This window comes from Falsiroseomonas sp. (assembly GCF_030695085.1).
Classification (GTDB): domain Bacteria; phylum Pseudomonadota; class Alphaproteobacteria; order Acetobacterales; family Acetobacteraceae; genus Falsiroseomonas.
The window spans coordinates 1-22,109 of sequence record NZ_JAUYTS010000012.1; the positions used below are offsets into that span (position 1 = coordinate 1).

General features: G+C 70.9%; 24 protein-coding genes. 13 read left to right on the forward strand and 11 right to left on the reverse strand.

Going from position 1 to position 22,109, the window contains the following annotated elements:
• The 6 genes from Q8S40_RS01195 to Q8S40_RS01220 form a co-directional block, all read right to left on the reverse strand.
• On the reverse strand, nucleotides 1-554 hold a 554-nt coding region (locus Q8S40_RS01195), incomplete at its 3' end, for an MFS transporter (protein ID WP_305668967.1).
• Nucleotides 551-1,888 (reverse strand): LLM class flavin-dependent oxidoreductase, encoded by a 1,338-nt coding sequence (locus tag Q8S40_RS01200; RefSeq protein WP_305668968.1) that lies wholly within the window; start codon nucleotides 1,886-1,888, stop codon nucleotides 551-553. The genes Q8S40_RS01200 and Q8S40_RS01195, both read right to left, overlap by 4 nt.
• Before the next feature lie 50 nt (nucleotides 1,889-1,938).
• Nucleotides 1,939-3,330, reverse strand: coding sequence for an AMP-binding protein (locus Q8S40_RS01205; RefSeq protein ID WP_305668969.1), 1,392 nt, complete (start codon nucleotides 3,328-3,330; stop codon nucleotides 1,939-1,941).
• On the reverse strand, nucleotides 3,327-4,595 hold the full coding sequence (locus tag Q8S40_RS01210; protein ID WP_305668970.1) for an acyl-CoA dehydrogenase family protein: 1,269 nt from the start codon (nucleotides 4,593-4,595) through the stop codon (nucleotides 3,327-3,329). Before Q8S40_RS01210 ends, Q8S40_RS01205 begins: the two co-directional genes overlap by 4 nt.
• A gap of 5 nt (nucleotides 4,596-4,600) precedes the next feature.
• Nucleotides 4,601-5,302, reverse strand: a complete 702-nt coding sequence (locus Q8S40_RS01215; protein ID WP_305668971.1) for an alpha/beta fold hydrolase — start codon at nucleotides 5,300-5,302, stop codon at nucleotides 4,601-4,603.
• Nucleotides 5,299-6,336: a 2,5-dihydroxypyridine 5,6-dioxygenase gene (locus tag Q8S40_RS01220; RefSeq protein ID WP_305668972.1), complete on the reverse strand. Its 1,038-nt coding sequence runs from the start codon at nucleotides 6,334-6,336 to the stop codon at nucleotides 5,299-5,301. Before Q8S40_RS01220 ends, Q8S40_RS01215 begins: the two co-directional genes overlap by 4 nt.
• Nucleotides 6,337-6,408: 72 nt before the next feature.
• Here Q8S40_RS01220 and Q8S40_RS01225 point away from each other — a divergent pair, with 72 nt between their 5' ends.
• Entirely contained in the window at nucleotides 6,409-6,828 is a 420-nt protein-coding gene (locus Q8S40_RS01225; RefSeq protein ID WP_305668973.1) for a MarR family winged helix-turn-helix transcriptional regulator, read from the forward strand.
• Nucleotides 6,829-6,960: 132 nt separating this feature from the next.
• Nucleotides 6,961-7,863, forward strand: coding sequence for an L-threonate dehydrogenase (ltnD, locus tag Q8S40_RS01230; RefSeq protein WP_305668987.1), 903 nt, complete (start codon nucleotides 6,961-6,963; stop codon nucleotides 7,861-7,863).
• A gap of 177 nt (nucleotides 7,864-8,040) precedes the next feature.
• On the opposite strand, the gene Q8S40_RS01235 is transcribed toward ltnD, so the two are convergent.
• From Q8S40_RS01235 to Q8S40_RS01245, 3 genes are all read right to left on the reverse strand, one after another.
• Complete coding sequence (locus Q8S40_RS01235; protein ID WP_305668974.1) at nucleotides 8,041-8,277, reverse strand: hypothetical protein; 237 nt, start codon at nucleotides 8,275-8,277, stop codon at nucleotides 8,041-8,043.
• A gap of 134 nt (nucleotides 8,278-8,411) precedes the next feature.
• The gene (locus tag Q8S40_RS01240; RefSeq protein WP_305668975.1) at nucleotides 8,412-9,257 is read right to left on the reverse strand and encodes a metallophosphoesterase; all 846 of its coding nucleotides are present in this window, start codon (nucleotides 9,255-9,257) and stop codon (nucleotides 8,412-8,414) included.
• Nucleotides 9,257-10,342 (reverse strand): LacI family DNA-binding transcriptional regulator, encoded by a 1,086-nt coding sequence (locus tag Q8S40_RS01245; RefSeq protein WP_305668976.1) that lies wholly within the window; start codon nucleotides 10,340-10,342, stop codon nucleotides 9,257-9,259. Before Q8S40_RS01245 ends, Q8S40_RS01240 begins: the two co-directional genes overlap by 1 nt.
• 116 nt (nucleotides 10,343-10,458) lie before the next feature.
• On the opposite strand from Q8S40_RS01245, the gene Q8S40_RS01250 reads away from it, so the two are divergent.
• Genes Q8S40_RS01250 through Q8S40_RS01280 form a run of 7 tightly spaced genes read left to right on the forward strand, consistent with a single transcriptional unit; the run spans nucleotide 10,459 to nucleotide 16,388 of the window.
• Nucleotides 10,459-11,490: a zinc-binding alcohol dehydrogenase family protein gene (locus tag Q8S40_RS01250; RefSeq protein WP_304815225.1), complete on the forward strand. Its 1,032-nt coding sequence runs from the start codon at nucleotides 10,459-10,461 to the stop codon at nucleotides 11,488-11,490.
• 15 nt (nucleotides 11,491-11,505) lie between these two features.
• Nucleotides 11,506-12,354, forward strand: a complete 849-nt coding sequence (locus tag Q8S40_RS01255; protein ID WP_305668977.1) for a dioxygenase — start codon at nucleotides 11,506-11,508, stop codon at nucleotides 12,352-12,354.
• Nucleotides 12,355-12,663: a YciI family protein gene (locus tag Q8S40_RS01260; RefSeq protein ID WP_304815222.1), complete on the forward strand. Its 309-nt coding sequence runs from the start codon at nucleotides 12,355-12,357 to the stop codon at nucleotides 12,661-12,663.
• A 4-nt stretch (nucleotides 12,664-12,667) separates the two neighbouring features.
• Nucleotides 12,668-13,558 carry a 3-keto-5-aminohexanoate cleavage protein gene (locus tag Q8S40_RS01265; RefSeq protein ID WP_305668978.1) on the forward strand — a complete coding sequence of 297 codons (891 nt, stop codon included), beginning with the start codon at nucleotides 12,668-12,670 and terminating at the stop codon, nucleotides 13,556-13,558.
• Nucleotides 13,559-13,560: 2 nt separating this feature from the next.
• Nucleotides 13,561-14,349, forward strand: coding sequence for an SDR family NAD(P)-dependent oxidoreductase (locus Q8S40_RS01270; RefSeq protein ID WP_305668979.1), 789 nt, complete (start codon nucleotides 13,561-13,563; stop codon nucleotides 14,347-14,349).
• Between the two features lie 55 nt (nucleotides 14,350-14,404).
• On the forward strand, nucleotides 14,405-15,397 hold the full coding sequence (locus tag Q8S40_RS01275) for a tripartite tricarboxylate transporter substrate-binding protein (protein WP_305668980.1): 993 nt from the start codon (nucleotides 14,405-14,407) through the stop codon (nucleotides 15,395-15,397).
• 34 nt (nucleotides 15,398-15,431) lie between these two features.
• The gene (locus tag Q8S40_RS01280; RefSeq protein ID WP_305668981.1) at nucleotides 15,432-16,388 is read left to right on the forward strand and encodes an ABC transporter substrate-binding protein; all 957 of its coding nucleotides are present in this window, start codon (nucleotides 15,432-15,434) and stop codon (nucleotides 16,386-16,388) included.
• Nucleotide 16,389: 1 nt separating this feature from the next.
• Here Q8S40_RS01280 and Q8S40_RS01285 read toward each other — a convergent pair whose 3' ends face one another.
• The gene (locus Q8S40_RS01285; RefSeq protein WP_305668982.1) at nucleotides 16,390-17,160 is read right to left on the reverse strand and encodes a hypothetical protein; all 771 of its coding nucleotides are present in this window, start codon (nucleotides 17,158-17,160) and stop codon (nucleotides 16,390-16,392) included.
• A 175-nt stretch (nucleotides 17,161-17,335) separates the two neighbouring features.
• Nucleotides 17,336-18,439: a S1C family serine protease gene (locus Q8S40_RS01290; protein ID WP_305668983.1), complete on the reverse strand. Its 1,104-nt coding sequence runs from the start codon at nucleotides 18,437-18,439 to the stop codon at nucleotides 17,336-17,338.
• Between the two features lie 156 nt (nucleotides 18,440-18,595).
• Between Q8S40_RS01290 and Q8S40_RS01295 the strand changes: the two genes are divergently transcribed.
• The 4 genes from Q8S40_RS01295 to Q8S40_RS01310 all read left to right on the forward strand — a co-directional run bounded on the left by Q8S40_RS01295 (nucleotide 18,596) and on the right by Q8S40_RS01310 (nucleotide 22,095).
• Nucleotides 18,596-21,043 carry a heavy metal translocating P-type ATPase gene (locus Q8S40_RS01295; protein ID WP_305668984.1) on the forward strand — a complete coding sequence of 816 codons (2,448 nt, stop codon included), beginning with the start codon at nucleotides 18,596-18,598 and terminating at the stop codon, nucleotides 21,041-21,043.
• A gap of 20 nt (nucleotides 21,044-21,063) precedes the next feature.
• Entirely contained in the window at nucleotides 21,064-21,474 is a 411-nt protein-coding gene (locus Q8S40_RS01300; RefSeq protein ID WP_305668985.1) for a Cu(I)-responsive transcriptional regulator, read from the forward strand.
• Nucleotides 21,471-21,668, forward strand: coding sequence for a heavy-metal-associated domain-containing protein (locus tag Q8S40_RS01305; protein WP_305668986.1), 198 nt, complete (start codon nucleotides 21,471-21,473; stop codon nucleotides 21,666-21,668). The genes Q8S40_RS01300 and Q8S40_RS01305 overlap by 4 nt, the downstream gene beginning before the upstream one ends.
• 178 nt (nucleotides 21,669-21,846) lie before the next feature.
• Nucleotides 21,847-22,095, forward strand: a complete 249-nt coding sequence (locus tag Q8S40_RS01310) for a hypothetical protein (protein WP_304815206.1) — start codon at nucleotides 21,847-21,849, stop codon at nucleotides 22,093-22,095.
• Nucleotides 22,096-22,109: the final 14 nt, after the last annotated feature.

Below are 22,109 nucleotides of genomic sequence, written 5' to 3' on the forward strand. Positions count from 1 at the left end.
CGCGGGCCAAGCCGCACCAGCCCCACCAGCAGCGCCGCCGCCACCGCCGTCAGCGACGCCATCGCCAGCACCGGCCGCCACGCCACGCCGCCGAGTGCGGAGACCAGATGCGGCGCGGCGGAACCGAGCGTCAGCCCGCCCACCAGCAGCCCCACCACCAGCCCCATATCGCCCCGATCCGCCCAGCCGGCGGCCAGCTTCATCCCGACCGGATAGACCCCGGCCAGCGCCATGCCGGTGACGAAGCGCGCCACGATCACGCCCTCCGCCCCCGGCGGCAGCAGCAGGATGGTGCCATTGGCGGCGGCGCCGAGCAGGGTGGCGAGCGCAAAGACGCGGCGCGGGTCGAAGCGATCCGGCAGCGCCAGCGCGGCACTCACCAGCGTGCCGAGTACGAAGCCGGCCTGCACCGCGCTGGTCAGCAGCGCCTGGTAGAAGCTGCCGCGCGATGGCGCCTCCAGCAGCATGCCCGGCCCGGCGGCGGTGGAGGAGAACCACAGCGACAGCGCCAGCACCTGCGCCAGCGTGATCAGCGCGACGTTCTTGCGTTTCATGCCCAGCGATGGCTGGCGGCGGGGTGGCCCTCCGGCAGCAGCCGCCCGGCGCCGAACAGTTTCTCGCGGTAGGTGCCGGGGGCGTAGGCGGTCTTGTACAGGCCGCGTTCCTGCAGCACCGGCACCACCAGCTCGATGAAATCCTCGAGGCTTTCAGGCATCACGGTACGGGACAGGTTGAAGCCATCCACATCCGCCGCCTGCATCCAGCCCGCCAGCGCATCCGCCACCTGCGCGGGATCCCCCACGATCGGCGGCTGGCGGCTGCCGAGGACGGATTGCGCCAGCAGCATGCGCGGCGTCCAGTCCGGCCCCGCCACCTTGGCCATGGCCTCGACATTGGAGCGGATCGCCTGGCTCTCGCCGGCCCGCACCGGCTCATCCATCCCGAATTTTGCCAGGTCGATGCCGAGCGAGGCGGAGGCATGCGCCAAGGCGCCCTCCGCACTGGCCCAGGATGCGTAATCCGCCAGCTTCTCGTGCGCTTCCCGTTCGGTGCGGCCGACCACCAAGGTGGCACCGGCAAACACCAGAATGGGGCGCGGCGCGGCCGCCGCCCGCAGCTGCGCCACCAGCCGCGCGACGACGGAGGCGTTGGTGCCATTCACGAAAACACATTCGGCATGGGTGCCGGCAAAGCGGCGGCCGCGTTCACTGGCGCCGGCCTGGTACAGCACGGGCGTGCGTTGCGGGGAGGGTTCAGCCAGGTGGATGGCGTCGATCCGGTATTGCGGCCCGGCATGGTGGATGCGGCGGACGCGCGCGGCATCGGTGTAGACGCCAGCGGCGCGGTCTCGCTGCACCGCATCCTCGGCCCAGCTTCCCTCCCACAGCGCATAGACCGCCTGCATGTACTCGTCCGCCAGATCGTAGCGGTCGTCATGCCGCATCTGCTCGGCGTGGCCCAGCGCGCGGGCGGCGCTGTCGAGATACCCCGTCACGATGTTCCAGCCGATGCGGCCATTGGTCAGATGGTCCAGCGTGCTCATCCGCCGGGCGAACAGGTAGGGCGGCTCATAGGCCAGGTTGCAGGTCACGCCGAAGCCGAGGTGCTGCGTCACCGCCGCCATCGCCGGGACCAGCATCACCGGATCGAGCAGCGGCACCTGCACGCCGCCGCGCAGCGCCGCATCCGGGCTGCCGCCATGCACATCATAGATGCCGAGCACATCGGCCAGGAACAGCCCATCGAACAACCCGCGTTCCAGCAGCCGGGCGAGGCCGGTCCAGTGCTCCAGGTTTCGGTAGTTCGCGGCCGTGTCGCGCGGATGGCGCCACATCCCCTGCTGGATATGGCCGGGGGTCGCCATGTCGAAGGCGTTCAGGCGCATCATGCGGGGCGATTCCTCGGGCCGGTTGGCCCGATCATGCCCGAGTTGTGGGTTCAGGCCAGCAGGCTGTGCAGTTTTCCGATTTCGACCTTGCCCAGCGCCGTGCGCGGCAGGGCCGGCACGGCGACCACCGCACGGGGAATCTTGAAGCGGGCGATCTGCCCCTCGAAATGCGCCAGCACGCGCGCGGCGTCGAAACCGGCGGCGGGCACGACGACGGCGATGGGAACCTCCCCCCAGCGCGGATCGGGGCGGCCGATGATGGCGCCTTCCGTGATGCCGGGCGCCGTGCGCAGCAGGCGCTCGATCTCCGCCGGGTAGATGTTCTCCCCGCCCGAGATGATCACGTGCTTGAGCCGGTCGGTGAACCAGAAGCGGCCCTGCGGGTCGATGCGGCCGACATCGCCGGTGGCGAACCAGCCCGCGTCATCCAGCGCCGGCGTGACCGGCCAGTAGCGGCGCAGCGTGGCGGGGCCGCGGATCTGGATTTCCCCCTCCGCGGCACCGCCGGCGATGCGCGCTTCCGCGTGCCGGGCCGGACGGCCGAGGGAGCCGGGCGCGGCCAGCGCCTCCGCGCGGTCCTGGATGATGGCGATCGGTCCGGTCTCCGTCGCGCCATAGACCTGCTGCACGGGGATGCCGCGCGCGTGGAAGGCCTCGATCAACGCGACCGGCACGTCGGAGGAACCGGCGCCGATGGCGCGCAGGCTGGAAAGATCCGCGCCGGCCCAGCGCGGATGCGCCACCAGCGCCTGCATCACGGCGGGCACCAGCAGGGTCAGCGTCGGGCGGTCGCGCGCCACCGCGTCGAAGAAGGCGTCCGGGTCGAAGCGCGGATGCAGCAGCACCTCCGCGCCGGCCATCAGCGCCGGCGTGGTCTGGATGTTGAGGCCGCCGACATGGAACAGCGGCAGCACCGTCAGCACGCGGTCCTGCGCCGTCAGTTCGAAGGCATGCACCGCGTTCAGCGCATTGTGGTGCAGCGCGCGCTGGTCCAGCACCGCGCCCTTCGGCCGGCCGGTGGTGCCACTGGTATAGACCAGCAGCACCGGGCTTCGTTCTTCGCCATCATCCGGCGCATCGCCGGAGGTAAATAGCGTGGTCGCATCCACCGCCAGGTCGGGCATTGCCGAAAACATCTCAGGCGTCGCCAGAAGCAGTTTCACGCCCGCATCGTCGAGAATGAAGCGCCATTCCGGCGCGGCCAGGCGCCAGTTCAACGGCAGCAGCATCGCGCCGAGCCGGGCGCAGGCGAACAGCGCCACGATCTGCGCCGGGTGGTTCTGGCCGAGGAAGCCCACGCGGTCCCCCTGCGCCACGCCGCGCGCCGCCAGCGCCACCGCCATCGCCCCGGCCTGCGCATCCAGTGCGCCATAGCTCAGCGCCGCGTCACCGAAGCGCAGCGCGATGCGGTCCGGCGGATGCGCGGCCAGCCAGTGCTTCACTGGTCCGTCTCGCCCTTCTCATACAGCGCGTCGCGCCCGATGCGGTCGATGCACAGCTCCGCCGTCCAGGGCAGCATCAGCGCGCCGCAGCGGCTGTCGCGAAAGATGCGTTCCAGTGGCAGGGACTTCAGCATCGCCTGCCCGCCGCAGGTGCGGATCGCGAGGCTGGCGATCGCTTGCGCATTCTCCATCACCGTGTGCTGTGCGGCGAGCGCGCGTAGCATCTGGTCCTTGCTGGGATCAGGCCCGGCCTCCGTGATCGCCTGGAACCACAGCGCCTTGGTCTGTTCCAGCATAACGCGCATCTGCGCCACCGCGATCTGCTTGGTGGGGTACATGCGGCGCTTGACCGGTGGCGTGCCTGGGACCTCACCGCGCAGATAGCGCACGCAGAAATCATAGGCCGCCTGCGCCAGGCCCATATAGGTCGGGCTCAGCGTGAGGAACATGTGCGGCCAGCGCATCGCCGCCTGGAAATACAGGCCCGGCGGCATCAGCGCCGCATCCTCGGCCACAAAGACATTTTCGAAGACCAGGGTGCGGGAGACGGTGCCGCGCATGCCCAGCGGGTCCCAGTCACCGGTCACCGTCACCCCCGGCGCATCCGCCGGCACGCCGAGATACAGCGTGTTCCTGCGCGAGGCCTTCTCCCCCGGCAGCATCTCGGTGCAGAGAATCCCATAGGTATCGGCATGGCCGGCGAGGCTCGCAAAAATCTTCTTCCCGTTGATGCGGAAGCCGCCGGGCACGCGTTCCGCCGTGGTGCCGAAGGCCGCGGCACCGGCTGCCGCCGCGCCGCCTTCGGAGAAGGGCTGCGAGAAGATCTTTCCGTGATGCAGAATGGTGTCGTAGTGCAGACGGCGGCGGCGGCGGTGTTCCGCGCGGGTGGCCTCCTCCATCTCCAGGTCTTCGGTCAGCGCGCCGGTCCAGAGCGTGCTGCACACATGCATGTTCCAGGTCAGCGCCGTGGCGCCGCAATACCGCCCAAGCTCCGCCGCCGTCAGGCAATAGGCGCGGAAATCGGCGCCGAGGCCGCCCTCCTCCGCCGGGATGCAGATGCCGAGCAGGCCCTCGCGATGCATGTCGCGATAATTGTCGATGGGAAAGCTGGCCTCCCGGTCCCATCGCGTGGCGCGCGGCGCCAGCACACGGGCGCCGAATTCACGGGCGCGCGCGGTAAGCTCCGCTTCGAAGGGGGTCAGGCGAAAGGCCTTGGCCTCGAAGATCGGCGCATCGGCCGGCAGCGTCACGGGCATCGCATCCATCGGGCTCACTCCGCGAGAAAGGGCAGCAGCGCGGCAAGAAACGGCTCGGGCGCTTCCAGATGGATCAGGTGGCCGGCGCCCGGGATCATGACGAACTTCGCGCCCGGAACCGTATCCGCCATGCGCTGCATGGTCTTCGCCGGCGCCGCCTGGTCGCGCTCGCCCGCGACCAGCAGGGTGGGCACCGAAATCTTCGGCAGGTCGGCGCGGCGGTCGAAGGTGGTGAGGCAGCGCAGCGTGGCGCGGTACACATCCTCCGGAATCGCGCGCATCGCGGCCAGCGCGCGCGGCTTCGCATCCGGCGGTGCGGTATCCGGCAGCATCCCGGCCATCAGATCGGGCGCCGCCTGGTCCATGCTTCGCCCCTCCAGCGGGCCGAGCCGTGCGGCCAGGAATTGTTCGGCGAAGGACGGATCGCGGCCGCCGAAGGCCGGTGTCGTGCCGTACAGCACCAGCTTCGCAACGCGGCCCGGAAACCGCGCGACGAATTCCTGCGCGAGCATGCCGCCCATCGAATGGCCGACCAGCGTGACGCGCCCCAGCCCGTGCGCATCCAGCGCATCCCGCAGCGCCTCCGCCAGCGCCGGGAAGGTCATGTCCGGCAGCGGCGCCGTGCCACAGAACCCCGGCATCGGCCAGTCGATGGCACCCGGCACCATGCCGTTCCAGGAAGGCCCGCCGATGCCGTGCAGCAGGATGATGCTCATGATTGCAGAACTCCTTCGCGGACCACCACCTCGCCATCCAGGGCGATGGTGCAGCCGAAGATGGGGATGTCGAAATGCCCCTCGGTGAAGCGGCCGGCGAATTCATTGGCGCCGGTCGAGAACAGGAAATTGCCGGCCGCCGCGCGCAATTCCGTGCCGTTCAGGTCGCGGCGGTCGTGGAACAGCAGCCCCTCCCGCCGCGCGCGCGGGTTCATGCCCCAGCCGACATGGCTGACGGCATAGGCCGCGGGGTCGTCCCAGGCGGCCAGGTAGTCGCGCATCATCCGTGCATCCACGCCCTCGCCTTCCACCGCCACCACATGGTCATCGCGCAGCGTCAGCCGCACGGGCTGTTCGATGTAGCGCTTGAAGGTCAGGTTCGCGTCGCCCGGCGCCAGCACCAGCGTGCCGGCAACACTGCGGGCGGCGGGGAAGGAGACGACAACACCGCCCGGCCAATGCGCGATCGTCCCAGGGCGGTCGGTGAATCCCCAGACGCCGGCGGTGGTGGCGCCGGCCATCGCAACGGTCAGGTCGGTGCCCGCGGCGCTGGTCACGCGCATGGTCTGCGCCGCGCGCAGCCGCTTCACCGCCGCCTTCACCGGCGCGGCATCCTCCGCCCGTGGCACCAGGCGTTCCAGCACATCCGGATGCTCGTCGCTCACCATCAGCACCCGCGCGCCGCTGGCCAGGATGCCGCGCAGCTCCGGCGCATGCAGCAGCCCTTCGCGGGTGAGGTCGAGGATGAGGGAGGAAGCCCCCAGCGCCGCCAGCACCGCCGGGTGCCCCGCCAAAGCGCGCGAGGCCCCGGTGGATCGCACCGGCACCGGCGCGGTCTGCGGCGGCGTCGGCACCTCAAGCCGGAAGGGCCGGCAGCCCAGCCGGTGCGCCGCCAGCTCCGCCAGGTCGATGTTCAGGCGGCGGGACTGGCTTTCGGACAGCAGGCACACCGTCTCCCCGGCCCGGGCCGCGCAAAGCCGCAGCACCGCCTCGAAGGCCTCGATCCAATGCGGCTCGATCCGGTCGTCGCGCAAATCCGCGGCCCTCCCTGGGTCACGTCGAGGCTAGCGCTGGCGTCCATATATGAAAAGTCATATATTCGCGGCGTGACCCCTCCGCCCCGCTTTGTCGAGGACTACCTCCTGGCCCTGCTGGCCCAGGCCTCGCATGCGGCGTCGGCGGCCTTCCATGCGCGGTTGAAGGCGCGCGGCGTGGCGGTGCCGGCCTGGCGGGTGCTGGCAACCCTGCATGGCGCGGGCGAGGGCGTGACGGTCGGCCAGCTCGGGCAAAGCTGCCTGATGCAGCAGCCGACCATGTCGAAGCTGCTGGACCGCATGCAGGCGGAGGGCCTGCTGGCCCGCGCCCGCCGCGGAAGGCAGACCCGCATCACCCTGACGGAAGAAGGCGCCGCCCTGGCCGATTCGCTGGTGACCGAGGCCCGCGCGCATGAGGCCGCGCTGCTCGCGCGCCATGCGGAGGCCGCCCCCGCCTTGAAGGCGCTGCTGCGTGCGATCATCTCCGGCTGATGCCGCCGATATCGACACTCTCCAAGATCGTCCTGCTGCTGCTGGTGGTCTCCGCCCTGGTGCAGATCGTGACCCTCGTCTTGCGCTGAACGCCGCGTGCCGCCAGCCTTGCGCGATCAGGGAGAGATGACGATGCAGGTTGCGGTGATCGGCCTCGGGGCCATGGGCATGGGGGCGGCGCTGTCCTGCCTGCGGGCAGGTCTGGCGACCACCGGCTGCGATTTTGCCGAAGCCGCGCGTGACAGCTTCGCAAAGGCCGGCGGCCAGGCTGCCGCCAGCGCCGATGCGATCGCGGCGGGGACGGAGGCGGTCGTGCTGCTGGTGGTGAATGCCGCGCAGACCGAAGCGGCGCTGTTCGGCCCCGCCGGCTGCGCGCCGCGCCTGGCGCCGGGCGCCGTCATCATCGCCTCCGCCACCATGGGGCCGGATGATGCGCGCCGGCTGGCGGCGCGGGCGGAGGCGGCGGGGTTCCTCTACCTCGATGCGCCGGTCTCCGGCGGTGCGGCGAAGGCCGCGACCGGGGAGATGACGGTCATGGCCTCCGGCAGCGCGGCCGCCTTCGCCAAGGCAAAGCCGGTGCTGGATGCCGTGGCGACCAAGGTGTGGGAGCTGGGCGATGCGCCCGGCATCGGCGCCACGGTGAAGGTGGTGCACCAGCTTCTGGCCGGCGTGCATATCGCGGTGGCGGCGGAGGCGATGGCACTCGGCATCCGCGCCGGCGCCGATCCGCAGAAGCTGTACGACGTGGTGACCAGCGCGGCCGGCAATAGCTGGATGTTCGAGAATCGCATGGCCCGCGTGCTGACCGGCGATGATGCGCCGCGCAGTGCCGTGGATATCTTCGTCAAGGATCTCGGCCTGGTGGCGCAGATGGCGCGCGGACTGGACCACCCCGTGCCGCTGGCCAGCCAGGCGCAACAGCTATTCACCGCCGCCAGCGCCATGGGGCATGGCCGTGCGGATGATGGCTTCGTCATCCGGGTGTGGCAGGCGCTGACCGGAATCGCCCTGCCCGGCGATCCGCCGAAGGGCTGAGTTCAGCCCTTTTCGCGGTGACGACCACCGCGATCACCCAGCGCGGTGATAACCACCGTGATCAACCCAGCGCGGTGATAACCACCGTGGTCAACCCAGCGCGGTGATAACCGCCGTGGTCAACCCAGCGCGGTGATAACCACCATGGTCAACACAGCGCGGTGATAACCACCGGGGTCAACCCAGCGCGGTGATAACCACCGCGATCACCATGAACAGCGCGACCAGCGCCCCGCCGGCCCGCACCAGTTCCCCCGCCTTTTCCCGCGTCACCAGGGGGCCGGGCGGCGGACGCAACACGGGCGCGCCGGCCGGCGCGTCGCCATAGGGGTCGTGCAGCCCGAGGAACTCCGATCGCGGGGTCTGCGCCTGCGGCAGGAGTTGGGCCTGCGGCAACGCCGGGGTCGGCGGCAAGCCCCGCATCGGCGACACTGCCCGAGTCTGCGACATGGCACCCCATCGAATGAAAGTTCTTTGTTCTAGCGATCACGCGATTAATGGAAAACCAACCCAGGGTTGTGTGTCGTGGCCGCGAAACACATTCTTCATCAAGTCGGGTGCGGGTAGGTTTCGGCGCGCACTTCCTCCAGGAAGGGCGCGCGCAGCCCGGTGGGGCAGACGCATTCCGTCTCAACGTGGTCCGCGTGCAAGGTGTGGCGCAGGAAGCCGCCGAGGCGGTCTCCCAGCAAACCCGCCTGGATCTCCGGCTCGCAGATGAAGGATGCGGGGGGCGCCCAGGCGAACACCACCTCCCCCCGCCGTTCCATCCGGTGCAGATGCAGATGGCCGGATGCCACCAGTCGCAGCGCCTTGTGGTCCAGCAGCGGCGCCAGGGCGGGGCGGGCCTCCGGCGGCACGGACCAGGAATCGAAGGGGTCCGCCGGCCCGTTCACGAAGACCGGCTTATGCAGGAAGACGGCGATGCGGCGGCGGCCGAGGCCTGCCAGCGCCTGCACCAGCCAGGCGGCCTGGGCGGCTTCCTCCGCCAGGCCGGTGCCCATGATCTCGGTGTTCAGCCCGATCAGCCGCCAGGCCTCCCCGCCCGGCCCATCCAGGTCCCGCACGAAGCGATCGGCGCCGAATTCCGCCTGCCAGCGCGCCAGCCGGGCCGCATTCACCGGCTGTCCCGGCATGCTGCGCAAATTGCTGCCGACATCATGGTTGCCCGGAATCGCCAGCAGCGGCGCGCTGCCTGCCATGCGGCGAAAGGCGGCGGCGGCGAAGGACAGGTCCGCATCGCGGTCCGCGCCATCCAGCGAAACGTCGCCGCTGGCCACCAGCGCCTGGGGCGGTGCGGCGTGCAGCACGGACTCGATCCGCGCCATATTGGCCTGGAATACGGTGGTGCGTGGCCCGAGATGGGCGTCCGAAACCTGGGCGACGATCAGCGGCATCAGGGGCCCTTTGCGGGTGGTGCGGTGGAGGCGCGGATGACCAGTTCCGGCACCAGACGGATGCTTTGGCGCGCCAGGCCCGGCTCGGCCATTTCCGCCAGCAGGATGCAGGCGGCCTGGCGGCCCATCGCATCGTGCTGGATGCGGATGGTGGTCAGCGCCGGATGGATGCGATCGACGAAGGGCATGTCGTTGAAGCCGGTGACGGAGATATCGTCCGCCACGCGGCGCCCCGCCGCCTCCATCGCGTCATAGACGCCGAGGCAGAGCATGTCGTTCGCCACCGCCACCGCCGTGCAGGCCGGCCCGGTGGGAACCAGCCCCTCCAGCAGCGCCGTCATCGCCACGCGGCCGGCGTCCCGGGTGTAGGCCGCGGCATCCACCACCGCGACCGGCGCCAGGCCGTGATGGCGCATCCGCTCCAGGAAGCCGGCGCGGCGGTCCCGCGCGGTGGAGACCCCCTGCGGCCCGGCCAGATGCGCGATGCGCCGGTGGCCGAGCGCCACCAGGTGGTCCACCGCCAGGCCGATGCCGTGCGTGTCGTCATTGGTGACGGCGGAGACGGCGGCGCAGCCCGCGCCTTCCGGCATGCGGCGGTTGATCAGCACCGCCGGGATGCCGAAGCGGGCACAGAGCGACAGCGCATCGGTGCCGGCGGCGGCGGAGGCCAGGATCAGTCCATCCACCAGATGCGTCGCCATGCGCTCGATCAGCAGCGATTCGCGCGCCGCGTCATTATCCGTATTCGCCACCAGCGTGACGTAGCCCTGTGCCGCCAGCACGGTTTCCACCGCATGCAGGATGGGCGGGAAGATCGGGTTGATCAGGTCCGGCACCAGGATGCCGATGGTGCGGGATTTGCGGGTGCGCAGCCCGGCCGCCACGGCGGAAGGCCGCCAGCCCAGCCGGTCCGCCACCTCCGTCACGCGCTGGGCCACCGCCGCGGTCACCATGCCGCGGGTTGCCGGGTTCAGGGCGCGGGAGACGGTGGAGGCATGGACGCCGGCCTCGCGGGCGACATCGGCGATGGTGGCGCGGGTGGGGGTAGCGCGGGCGGGAGCCGGCGACGGGGCGGGAGGCTGCATCCGGGCCGCTATAGCGCAACCCCCGGCCGCGTGGGCGGTGCAATCGATTGCAGATTTTTCTTGACCCGCCCCCCGCCGCGGCTTAACCGATGCGGCGACGGAGGATTCGACCAACGATGAACGACGCCCCACCGGATGCGGGACCGGCCAACGCTGCCCGCCGCCTGATGCACGCCCCCGCGCTCCGCTTCGCCGCCTTTGGCGGGCCGGAGGTGCTGGAATGCCAGGATGTGCCGGTGGGACACCCCGGCACGGCCGAGGCGCTGGTGCGGGTGCATGCGGCCTCGGTGAACCCCTCGGATGTGAAGAACGTCGCGGGCCGGATGCGCCAGACCGTGCCGCCGCGCACGCCCGGCCGCGATTTCGCCGGCGTGGTGGTGGATGGCCCTGCCGAGTGGCGCGGCGCAGAGGTGTGGGGCACCGGCGGCGATATCGGCTTCACGCGGGATGGCAGCCATGCGCGCTTCCTGCACCTGCCGGTGGCGGCGCTGGCCCGCAAGCCCGCCAATCTCAGCTTCGCCGCGGCCGGGTCGGTCGGCGTGAACTACGTCACCGCCTGGATCGGGCTGGACTACGCGCAGCTCAAGGCCGGGGAGACGCTGCTGGTGCTGGGCGCCACCGGCGGCGTCGGCGGCGCGGCATGCGGCATCGGCACGGCGCGCGGCTGCACCGTGATCGCGGCGGTGCGCGGGGAAGCCCCGGCCGACAGTCCGGCCCGGCACGCCACCGCCAGCTTCATCGATGTGAACCGGGATGATGTGGCCGCCCAGATCGCCGCCGCCACCGGCGGGCGTGGCGTGGATGTGGTGTATGATTGCGTCGGCAAGCCGGCGCTGACCGAAGCCGCCCTTGGCGCGCTGGCCTTCGGCGGGCGCATGATCGTCATCGCCGGCACGCCGGGCGAGCTGGTGAAGTTCGAGCTGATCCCGTTCTATCGCCGCGAATGCCGGCTGCTGGGCGTGGACAGCCTGAAGCGCAGCGCCGCCGCCTGCGCACCGATGATGGAAGACCTGCGCGCCGGTTTCGAATCCGGCGCCTATCCGGCACCCGCCATCGCCGAGACCTACGACCTGACCCGTGGCGCCGAGGCCTATGCCGCCGTCGCCCGCGGCACGCGCGGCCGCGTCGTGCTGACCATGGGTGATTGAGAAGGGAACCCCGCCATGCCCGAAGGCCACATCACCTATACCAGCGAAAACCTGACCGAGGCGGTGCTGGCGCGCATCTCGCCGGAGGCCAGCCCGCGCATCCGCCAGGTCATGACCGCGCTGGTGACGCATGTGCATGACTTCGTGCGCGAGGTCGAGCTGACGCCGGAGGAATGGGAACAGGGCGTCGGCTTCATCACCGAGCTGGGCCGCTGGTGCGACGACAAGCGGCAGGAGGTGATCCTGCTGTCCGATATTCTCGGCGTCTCGATGCTGGTGGACGCGATCGCGCATCGCACCCATGCCAGCGTCAGCGAGACCACCGTGCTCGGCCCCTTCCACCGCGAGAATCCGCCGGTGCTGAAGAATGGCGACAACATGTCGCCCGGCGTGGCGGGCGAACCGCTCGAGGTCGAGGTCCGCATCCTGGACGAGGCCGGCCAGCCGCTGGAAGGCGCGCAGGTGGATGTGTGGCACACCTCGCCGGATGGCTTCTACGACAGCCAGTTGGGCGACGCGCACAACATGCGCGGCCGCTTCGTCACCGGCGCGGATGGGCTGCTGGCCTTCCCCACGGTGATGCCGGCCAGCTACCCGGTGCCGCATGACGGGCCGGTAGGGCGCGTGCTGGACTCCATGGGCCGCAGCCCGATGCGGCCGACCCATGTGCATTTCTGGATCAAGAAGCCCGGCTACCGGGACCTGATCACGCATATCTTCAAGGATGGCGATCCGTATCTGCATGACGATGCGGTGTTCGGCGTCAAAGCCAGCCTGGTAACGGACTGGGATGCGCCCAAGGCGGCAGGCAAGCCGGCCAAACTCAGCTACGAGTTCCGCATCCCCAAAGAGGACGCCGCATAAATGTTGTTCCTGATCCACTGCACCCAGGTCGCCGATGGCGCCGCGATCCGCGAGGCGCATTACGACGCGCACCGCGCCTACCTGAAGGCGAGCCCGGTCGACATCAAGCTCGCCGGCCCGATGGTGGCTGATGACGGGGAGGCGCGGATCGGCTCCGTCTTCATCGTCGATGTGCCGGACCGCGCGGCGGCGGAAGCCTTCGCCGCCGGCGACCCCTTCGCGCAGAACGGGCTGTTCGAGCAGGTCATCGTCACCCGCTTCCTCGACATCACCCGCGGCAAGCCCGCCTTCGGCCCGGCCAAGGATTGATTTGATGCGCCGCAAATACATCCTGAGCTGCGCCGTCACCGGCAACATCACCACGCCGGAGCAGACGCCGCATCTGCCGATCACGCCGGAGCAGATCGCCAATGCCGCGATCGAGGCCGCGAAGGCCGGCGCCGCCGTCGCCCACATCCATGTGCGGGACCCGGTGACGGGCAAGCCCTCCATGTCCATCGACCTGTACCGGGAGGTGATGGACCGCATCCGCGCCTCCGGCACCGATGTGGTGATCAACCTGACCACCGGCCCGGGTGGCCGCTTCGTGCCCTCGCTGGACAATCCGCGCGAGGCCGCGCCGGGCTCCACGCTGATCTCGCCGGAACAGCGCGTGGCGCATATCGTCGAGCTGAAGCCGGAGATCGCGACGCTCGACCTGAACACCATGTGGTCCGGCAGCGCCGTGGTGATCAACGCGCCGTGGTCGGTGACCAAGATGGCGGAGCTGATCTATTCCGTCGGCACCATCCCGGAACTCGAGGTTTTCGATTCTGGCGATATCGGCCTGGCGAAGAAGCTGATGGCCGATGGCGTGCTGAAGGGCCCCTGCCTGTTCCAGGTCTGCATGGGCATCCGCTACGGCTTCGACTGGGACCCGGCGACGCTGAACTACGCCAAATCCATCCTGCCCCCCGGCAGCCCCTGGGCGGCGTTTGCCATCGGCCGCATGGAATTCCCGATGCTGGCGCAGGCCTGGCTGCTGGGCGGGCATGTGCGCGTCGGGCTTGAGGACAACATCTACCTCAACAAGGGCGAGCTGGCGGTCAGCAACACCGTCCTCGTCGAACGCGCCGTGCGCATCCTGCGCGAGCTGGGCGCGGAGCCGATGAATGCGGCCGAGGCCCGCGCCGAACTCGCGCAGGTTGGCGGGTGGAGCCGATGAGCATGTCCGACGACCGGGGTGCCGCAGGCCACACGGCGCGGCCGCGCACGGATCACGGCGTGCTGGTCGTCACCGGCGCCGGCCGCGGCATCGGCGCGGCCATCGCCAAGGCCGCCGCCGCCGATGGCTGGAACGTGGTGGTGAACTACGCACGTGACGCAGCCTCCGCCGAGGCCACCGTCGCCGCCATCACGCAGGCTGGCGGCCGCGCCCAGGCGGTGCAGGCGGATGTGCAGTCCGAGGCTGGCATCGCCGCGCTGTTCGCTGCAGCCGACGCCATCGGCCCCGTGAAGGGCCTGGTGAACAATGCCGGCGGCAGCGCGGAGGCGAAGATCGCCGACATCACCACCGCCGATTACGACCGCATGATGGATGGCAACCTGCGCACCACCGTCTTCTGCGCCTCCGCCGCCGTGCAGCGCATGGCGACGGATCGCGGTGGTTCGGGCGGCGTCATCGTCAATATCGGCTCGCGCGCCTCCGTGCTCGGCGGCCAGCCGGGGCGGGTGATGTATGCCGCCGCCAAGGGCGCGGTGGATGGATTCACCGCAGGCCTCGCCAATGAAGTCGGCAAGCTCGGCATCCGCGTCTGCTGCGTGCGGCCGGGCGTGATCCGCACCGAAAGCCATGAGGCGCGCGCCGGGGCCGACAGGCTGAAGGCGATGACCGCGGCGATTGCGCTCGGCCGGCCCGGGGAGCCGGAGGAGGTGGCGAGCCTCGTCGCCTTCCTGCTCTCGCCCGGCGCCGCCTACATGACCGGAACGCTGGTGGATATCGGCGGCGGTCGCTGAAAACCCAAGGCCGGCAAACCGGCCACCCCAAAACGTCCAAGGGAGACCCGACTACATGAAAATCCAGACCACCCGCCGTGCGCTGCTCGGCGCGGCCCTCGCCACCCCCGCGCTGCTCGCCGGCACCGCCCGCGCGCAGTCCAACTGGCCGAGCCAGCCCATCACGCTGGTCATCCCCTTCGCCCCCGGCGGCCCGACCGATGCGGTGGGCCGCATGCTGGCGGAGGCGATGTCGCGGGACCTCGGCGTGAATGTCGTGGCGCAGAATGTCGGCGGCGCCGGCGGCACCATCGGCGTCAATCGCGTGGCCCAGGCACGGCCGGACGGCTACACCATCCTGCTGCACAACATCGGCATGTCCACCGCGCCGACGCTGTATCGCCGCCTGCCCTACAATCCGCTGACGGCCTTCGAGACGCTGGGCCTGGTCACCGCCACGCCGATGGTCTGGCTGACCCGCCCGGATTTCCCCGCCGCCAATTTCGGCGAGATGCTGCGCCTGATCCGGGAGGGCGGGGAGCGGATCAATCTCGGCAATGCCGGCCTGGGTTCCGCCAGCCAGCTTTGCGGCACGCTGCTGCAGGCCAGCCTCGGCACACGCTTCACGGCGGTGTCCTTCGCCGGTTCGGGGCCGATCTACCCGGAGCTGATGGCCAGCCGGCTCGACATCTATTGCGACCAGACGACCAGCGCGATTCCCTTCATCCAGTCGAACCAGATCAAGGCGATGGCGGTGACGACGCCGGAGCCGCTGCCGGCGCTGCCGGGCGTCTCCACCGCCATCCAGGGCGGGCTGCCGGGCTTCGAGGTGGCGATCTGGCACGGGCTGTACGCGCCGGCTGGCACGCCGAAGCCGGTGCAGGACCGGCTGAACGCCGCGCTGCGTTTCGCACTCGCCGATGCCCGCGTGGTGGAACGCATGACCGGCCTCGGCAGCCCGCCGGAGCCGGTGGAGCGCCAGAATGGCGAGGTGCATCGCGCGCATCTGGCCGCCGAAATCGAGCGCTGGCGCCCGATCCTGCAGGCCGCCGGCCAGTTCGCGGATTGAGCGCACCATGGACAGCATCACACGGAGAGGCGCGATGACGCTTGCAGGGGCCGTTGCCGCAGGGTCTGCCAGCGCGCAGACCCTGTCGCCGCTGAATGTGGTGGCCTTCGCCGGGGCCTCCAACCTCGTCCTCTGGGCCGGGCAACAGCAGGGAATCTTCGCGCGCCATGGGCTGGAGGTGGCGCTGGACCTCACGCCGAATTCGCGCGCCATGGCGTCCGACCTGTATGCGGCGAAATACGACCTGGCGCTGACCTCGGTCGACAACATCGTGGCCTACAATGAAGGCCAGGGCGAAGCGCAACTGCCGGGGCCATCCGACTTCACCGCCTTCTTCGGCGTCGATGACGGCATGCTCTCCGTCATGGCGGCGGCCGATGTGCCGGATCTCGCGGCGCTGCGCGGCAAGACGGTTTCCGTTGATGCCATGACCACCGGCTTCGCCTTCGTGCTGCGCGAAGTGCTGGGCCAAGCCGGCATCGCGGATCAGGTGGAATGGGTCGCCGTCGGCGGCGGCGCCCAGCGCCTGGCGGCGCTGCTGGAGGGCAAGCAGGCGGCGACGCTGCTGAACACGCCGCTGGATCTGGCGGCGGAGGCACGCGGCTTCCGGCGCCTGGCGCGCGGGCGGGATGCGGTGGGTGCCTATCAGGGCATCGTCGCCGCCGCGCGGCGCGGCACGCTGACGACCAAGCGGGACCAGTTGATCGGCTTCACCCGCGGCTTCCGCGAAAGCCTGCTGTGGCTGGATGCCAACCGGGCCGAGGCAGCCGCCATCCTGACCGCGCGCGCCAACATGCCGCCGCCGGTCGCGGCGCGGGCTGCCGCGGCGCTGCTCGACCCTGACCGCGGCATCTATCGCGACCTGCGGATCGACGAGGCCGGGCTGCGGACGGTGCTGCGGCTGCGCAGCAAATTCGCGCAGCCGGCGAAGGAGCTGACCGACCCGGCGCGCTACGTGGATCCGTCGATCCGCGCCGCGGCCTTCGGGTAGATCAGCGCCCGGTCGTGAAACTGTAGCTGAGGGAGGCGGTCAGGCGCAGGCGGGGGGAATCGCGGTTCAACCCGGCGCCGGCCGCCACACCGAGGCTGAGCTGATCCGTCAGGCCGCGGATGAAGCCCGCCTCGATCACGCTGAGATTGCGCTCGCCCCGATCCTGGCTCCGCTGCGAATAGGCGGCAACCAGCTCCATCGCCGGGGCCACCACATGGCTGATCGCCGCACCGGCCAGCCAGCCATTGCGGCGTTCTTCCGGTTGCGGGTCGATCGTGGCGCGCCAGCCGCCCTGCAGGTGCAGGCCCCAGGCGCCGGGACCGCGGCCGGTGACCCAGCTTGTCGCCGCGCCAAGCTCCGTCGCCGTGCCGCCATGGCCGGGGCCGAAGGGCAGCGCCACGCCGGCGATCAGCGCGAGCGTCGGGCGAAACCCGTCCTGCTCCATGACGCGGAAGGTCACGCCGGGGGCGAGGCTGCCCTGGTTCACGCCGGAGCCGTTGCCGAAGCCGTAATCGGCGCCAAGCTCCAGCTCCAGCCAATCGGTCACGCCGTATTTGAGGACCGGTGCGGGCCGGAAATCCTCGCCTCCGCCGCGCGCCCGCTCATAGCCGAAATTGCCCTGGATCTGGAACGCGCCGGCCTCATTGGTATAGGCATCGCTGACCGCGAAGGGCGTGCTGGCGCTGGGACGGGTGTCATCCTCCGCGGCGGCCGCAACCGGCAGCAGGGCGCCCAGCAGGAATGGCAGCAGCAGCAGCGGCCTCGGGGGCATGGCGCGGTCCTTGTTTGCAGGCGGGTTCCCGGCGACCGGGGTTGACCGCGCAGCAACGCGGCGCTGGCCGGGGCGTTCCCAGATTGGGATCGTCTAAGGCGGAACCGCCGAAATACGTGAATCACACGAAAACAATAGGCTAGAGTCTGTCAGGCGCTTCTATCTGCGCCTGACTCTAGCGCTCGCAGCGCAGCAGCAGCGTGGAGAGGTTGGCGATGTCGCCCACATCCGCCGCGCTGCGGTCCGCGCCACGGCTCTGCGCGGTGCCGAAGGCCACGCCCGCACGGCGCAGGAAGGCCTGCGCGGCCTCCCCCTTCACCGCGAAATTCACATTGTCCACATTCTGCACGCGGCGGCTGTCCAGCTTCGCCACCACCACGCCGACCACATGCCCCTGCATGTCCAGCAGCGGGCCGCCGGAATTGCCGGGCTGCACCTCGGCGCTGATCTGGAAATTGTTCTGGTCGTTGCGGATGCCGCCCAGCGCGTTGATCTCGCCGCGCGTCAGCTTCGGGTCGGTCGAAAGCAGGCCGCTCAGCGGGAAGCCGTAGGCGACCACACTCTCCCCGCGCCGCACCACCGGGCTGGCGCGGAAGGCCAGTGCCGGGCCGGGGTTACCGGGGATGGTAAGGATCGACAGGTCCAGCGCCCGGTCCACCTGCGCCGGCGGCACCGCGGCCAGCCAGCGGCCATCCGGCGTGCGGGCCAGGATGCGGTCGCAGCCATCGACCACATGCTGGTTGGTCAGCACCCGGTCCGGCGCCACCACGAAGCCGGTGCCGGTGGAAACCCGGCGCGCCTGCGTGTTCGGCCGCGCCTGGGCCACACCGCCGATGGAGCCCGGGATGGCGCCCGGCGTTGCCGCGCGCGGCGGCGCCCCGCCGGGGCTGGATGCGGGGGCGGGGGCGGTGGCGGTGTACAGTTCGATCTGCGGCAGGGTGCAGATGTCCTGGTCGCGGGACACGGCTTCCCGCCCATCGGCCAGCACCAGGCGCACATCGAAGCGGCAGCCCGCGCTGGCGCTCGGGCGCATCGGGAAGCCGGCATTGTTCGGCAGCGGGCCACGATTCAACAGGTTGCTGCCCCAATCCGTCCGCCCGCTGCGCACCGCGTGCAGCGCCGTGGCCGGCTGGCCGGTGCGGTTGATGATGCGAACCGGGCCTTCCTGCGCCTGGCCCTGGGCGGGTGGCGCGCCGGGCGCCTGGGCGGGCGCGGGGGACGGGGCGAGGACCGGCAGCAGCCAGGCCAGGGCAAGGGCAACACGCAGGGTCTGGGGCATGACCCAGGCATGTCGCCGCAGGGCACGGCGCCGTCAACCGCAAACCTGCGCTGGATCAATGCGCGCCGCCTCTCCGCCCAGCATCCTTGCGCCAATGGCACGGCATCCTGACGCGGCTCTTGACCTTCCTATGCTGGGAAGCCCCATCTCCACTCCATGGAACACCAGACCCTGATGCCCGAGGCCTCGCCCCAGACCTTTCCGCGCCTGTCCCTGCCGATCGAGGGGATGACCTGCGCGAGCTGTGCCGGGCGGGTGGAACGTGCGCTGCTCGCCGTGCCGGGCACGATGGAGGTTCATGTGAACCTGGCATCGGAACAGGCGCTGGTGCGCGGCAGCGCGCCGGCGGAGGCGCTGGCCGCCGCGGTGCGCCGCGCCGGTTATGCGGTGCCGGAAGTCTCCCGCAGCATCGGCGTGGAAGGGATGACCTGCGCGAGCTGCGCCGGCCGGGTCGAACGCGCGCTGGCCGCGGTGCCGGGGGTGGCGGCGGTCTCGGTCAACCTCGCCTCGGAACAGGCAACGCTGCGGCTGCTGCTGCCGGTGGAGGACAGCGTGCTGGCCGCCACGCTGGCCCGCGCCGGCTACCGCCTGGCCGCCCTGGCGGAGGATGGCGCGGCGGAGGAAGCGGCGGCGGCGGCGAAGCTCTCCGCGCAGCGGCGCGACCTGCTGCTGGCCGCGCTGCTGGCCGCGCCCTTCATGCTGGGCATGCTCGGCATGGGCATCGGCCGGGACTGGATGCCGAATGGCTGGGTCCAGCTCGCCTTGGCCGTGCCGATGCAGTTCTGGTTCGGCGCCCGCTTCTACCGTGCCGGCTGGGCCGCTGTGCGCGCCGGCACCGGCAATATGGATTTGCTGGTCGCCATCGGCACCTCCGCCGCCTTCGGCCTGTCCCTGGTGCTGCTGCTGCAGCATGGCGGCGGGCACGCCCATGTCCTTTATTTCGAGGCCGGCGTCGTCGTCATCCTGTTCGTGATGCTCGGCAAGCACCTGGAAGCCCGCGCCCGCCGCGGCACCGGCGCCGCGCTGCGTGCCCTGCTCGACCTGCGCCCCCGCACCGCCCGCCTGCGCGCCGAGGATGGCACGGAGCGGGAGGTGCCGGCGGCGTCCCTGGTGGTGGGCGATGTGGTGGTGCTGCGCCCCGGCGAGCGCGTGCCGGTGGATGGCACGGTGGAACACGGCGAGGCCGGCGTCGATGAAAGCGCGCTGACCGGCGAAAGCCGCCCGGTGGAAAAGGCGCCCGGTGCGAAGCTCGCCACCGGCACGGTGGTGCTGGATGGCAGCCTGGTGCTGCGCGCCACGGCGGTGGGGGGCGAGACCACGCTGGCCCGCGTCGCCGCGCTGGTTTCCGCCGCCCAGGCCAGCCGCGCCCCGGTGCAGAAGCTGGTGGACCGCGTGGCGGCGGTCTTCGTGCCCATCGTCATCGTCATCGCCGCCGGCACGCTGGGCTTCTGGCTGCTGGCCGGCGCGGGGGTGGAGGCTGCGCTGCTGCATGCCGTCTCCGTCCTGGTCATCGCCTGCCCCTGCGCGCTGGGTCTTGCCACCCCCGCCGCCATCATGGCCGGCACCGGGGCCGCCGCCCGCGCCGGCATCCTGGTGCGCGATGCGGAGGCGATCGAGCGGGGCCAGGCCATCACTCTGGTCGCCTTCGACAAGACCGGCACGCTGACCGAGGGCCGGCCCCGCCTGGCCGCGCTGCATGCGGCCGATGGTGTGGCGCAGGCCGAGATCCTCGCCATGGCCGCCGCGCTGCAGACCGGCTCGGAACACCCGCTCGCCCGCGCCGTGCTGACGGCCCATCAGCAGGCAGGGGGCAGCACGCCGCCGGCCGTGACCGGTTTCCGCGCCCTGCCCGGCCGTGGCGTGGAAGGCGTGGTGGAGGGCCAGCGCCTGCTGCTCGGCTCCCCCCGCATGCTGGCCGAATCGGGGCTGCAGACCGGGGCGCTGGCCGAGCGGGGCCGCGCCGAGGCGATCGCCGGGCGCAGCCTGGCCTGGCTGCTGGCGCCGCAATCCGGCCGCGTGCTCGGCCTGCTGGCCTTCGAGGATGCGCTGAAGCCGCAGGCGGCCGGCGCCGTGCAGGCGCTGCGCGACCTGAAGGTGGAGGTCGCCATGCTGTCCGGCGACAGCCCCGCCGCCGCCGAATCCGCCGCCCGCGCGCTCGGCATCACCCAGGTCGCGGCCGAGATGCTGCCGCAGAACAAGCTGGAGACCATCGCGCGCTGGCGTGAAGGCGGCGCCCGCATCGCCATGGTCGGCGATGGCGTGAACGACGCGCCGGCACTCGCCGCCGCCGATCTCGGCATCGCCATGGGCACCGGCACCGATGTCGCCATGGCGGCCGCCGGAATCACCCTGATGCGGGGCGACCCGGCGCTGGTGCCGGCCGCCCTGGACATCACTCGCAGAACCTACCGCAAGCTACAGGAGAATCTGGCATGGGCCTTCGCATTCAACCTGCTCGGCATACCCCTGGCGGCGGCCGGGATGCTGTCGCCGGCCTTCGCGGGGGCGGCGATGGCGCTGTCCTCGGTCTCGGTGCTGACCAACGCGCTGCTGCTGTCCCGCTGGCACCCCCGGGGGCATCCCCGCCCGGTGGCGAGCGCATGAGCAGGACCATGAACGGAGGCATGAATATCGGCGAGGCCTCGGCCGGCTCCGGCGTCTCCGCCAAGATGATCCGCCATTATGAGGCGATCGGGCTGATCGAGGCGACGCGCCGGCCGAACGGCTATCGCAGCTACGGCCCGCAGGATGTGGCGGTGCTGCGCTTCATCCGCCATGCGCGCGACCTCGCCTTCCCGCTGGAGGATATCCGCCGGCTGCTGGCGCTGTGGCGCGACCGCTCGCGCGCCAGTTCGGATGTGAAGCAGATGGCCCTCGCCCATGTGGCGGCGCTGGAGAGCAAGGCGGCCTCGCTTCAGGCGGTGGCTGAGAGCCTTCGCCACCTGGCGCAGCATTGCCAGGGCGATGACCGGCCGGATTGCCCGATCCTGGCCGAGCTTGAAGGCCGGCCGGAGCTGGAGGGAAAGCGCGCATGACACAGGAATTGAAGGTCGCCGGCATGACCTGCGGCCATTGCGTGCGCGCGGTGACGCTCGCCATCCAGGCGCGCGACCCGCAGGCGAAGGTGCAGGTGGACCTGCCCGCCGGGCTGGTCCGCGCCGACACCACGCTGGACCGCGCCGTGCTGACGGCGCTGGTGACGGCGGAGGGCTACGCCGTCACCGGTTAGACTGTGATCGTTTGAGGCGGAATCGCCGAAAGACGTAAATCACACGATAAACAATAGGCTAGAGTCTGTCAGGCGCTTCTATCTGCGCCTGACAGACTCCAGGCCACGCCAGGGCAACGCCCTGCCCCGTCCCGCGTTCGGCCCGCGCAACTGGCAAGCGGGGCAGGCGAGGATGGGGTTGGCCGATATCCTGAAATGGCTGGCGACGGGCTGCACGATCTGCGGCGCCGGGATGACCGCGGCCGATCTCGGCCGGCGCGCCACCGGCTGGGGCTTTGCGGTGCTGGCCACCGGCTCCGCCTTCTGGCTGGCCTCGGCGCAGATGGAACAGGAAAGCCAGCTTGGCCTGACCAACATCGTGCTGCTGGGGCTGAACGGCGCCGGGGTCTATCGCTGGCTGGTCCGCAAGGCGCCATCCGCCGGGTAGCTTCAGCCGGAAGC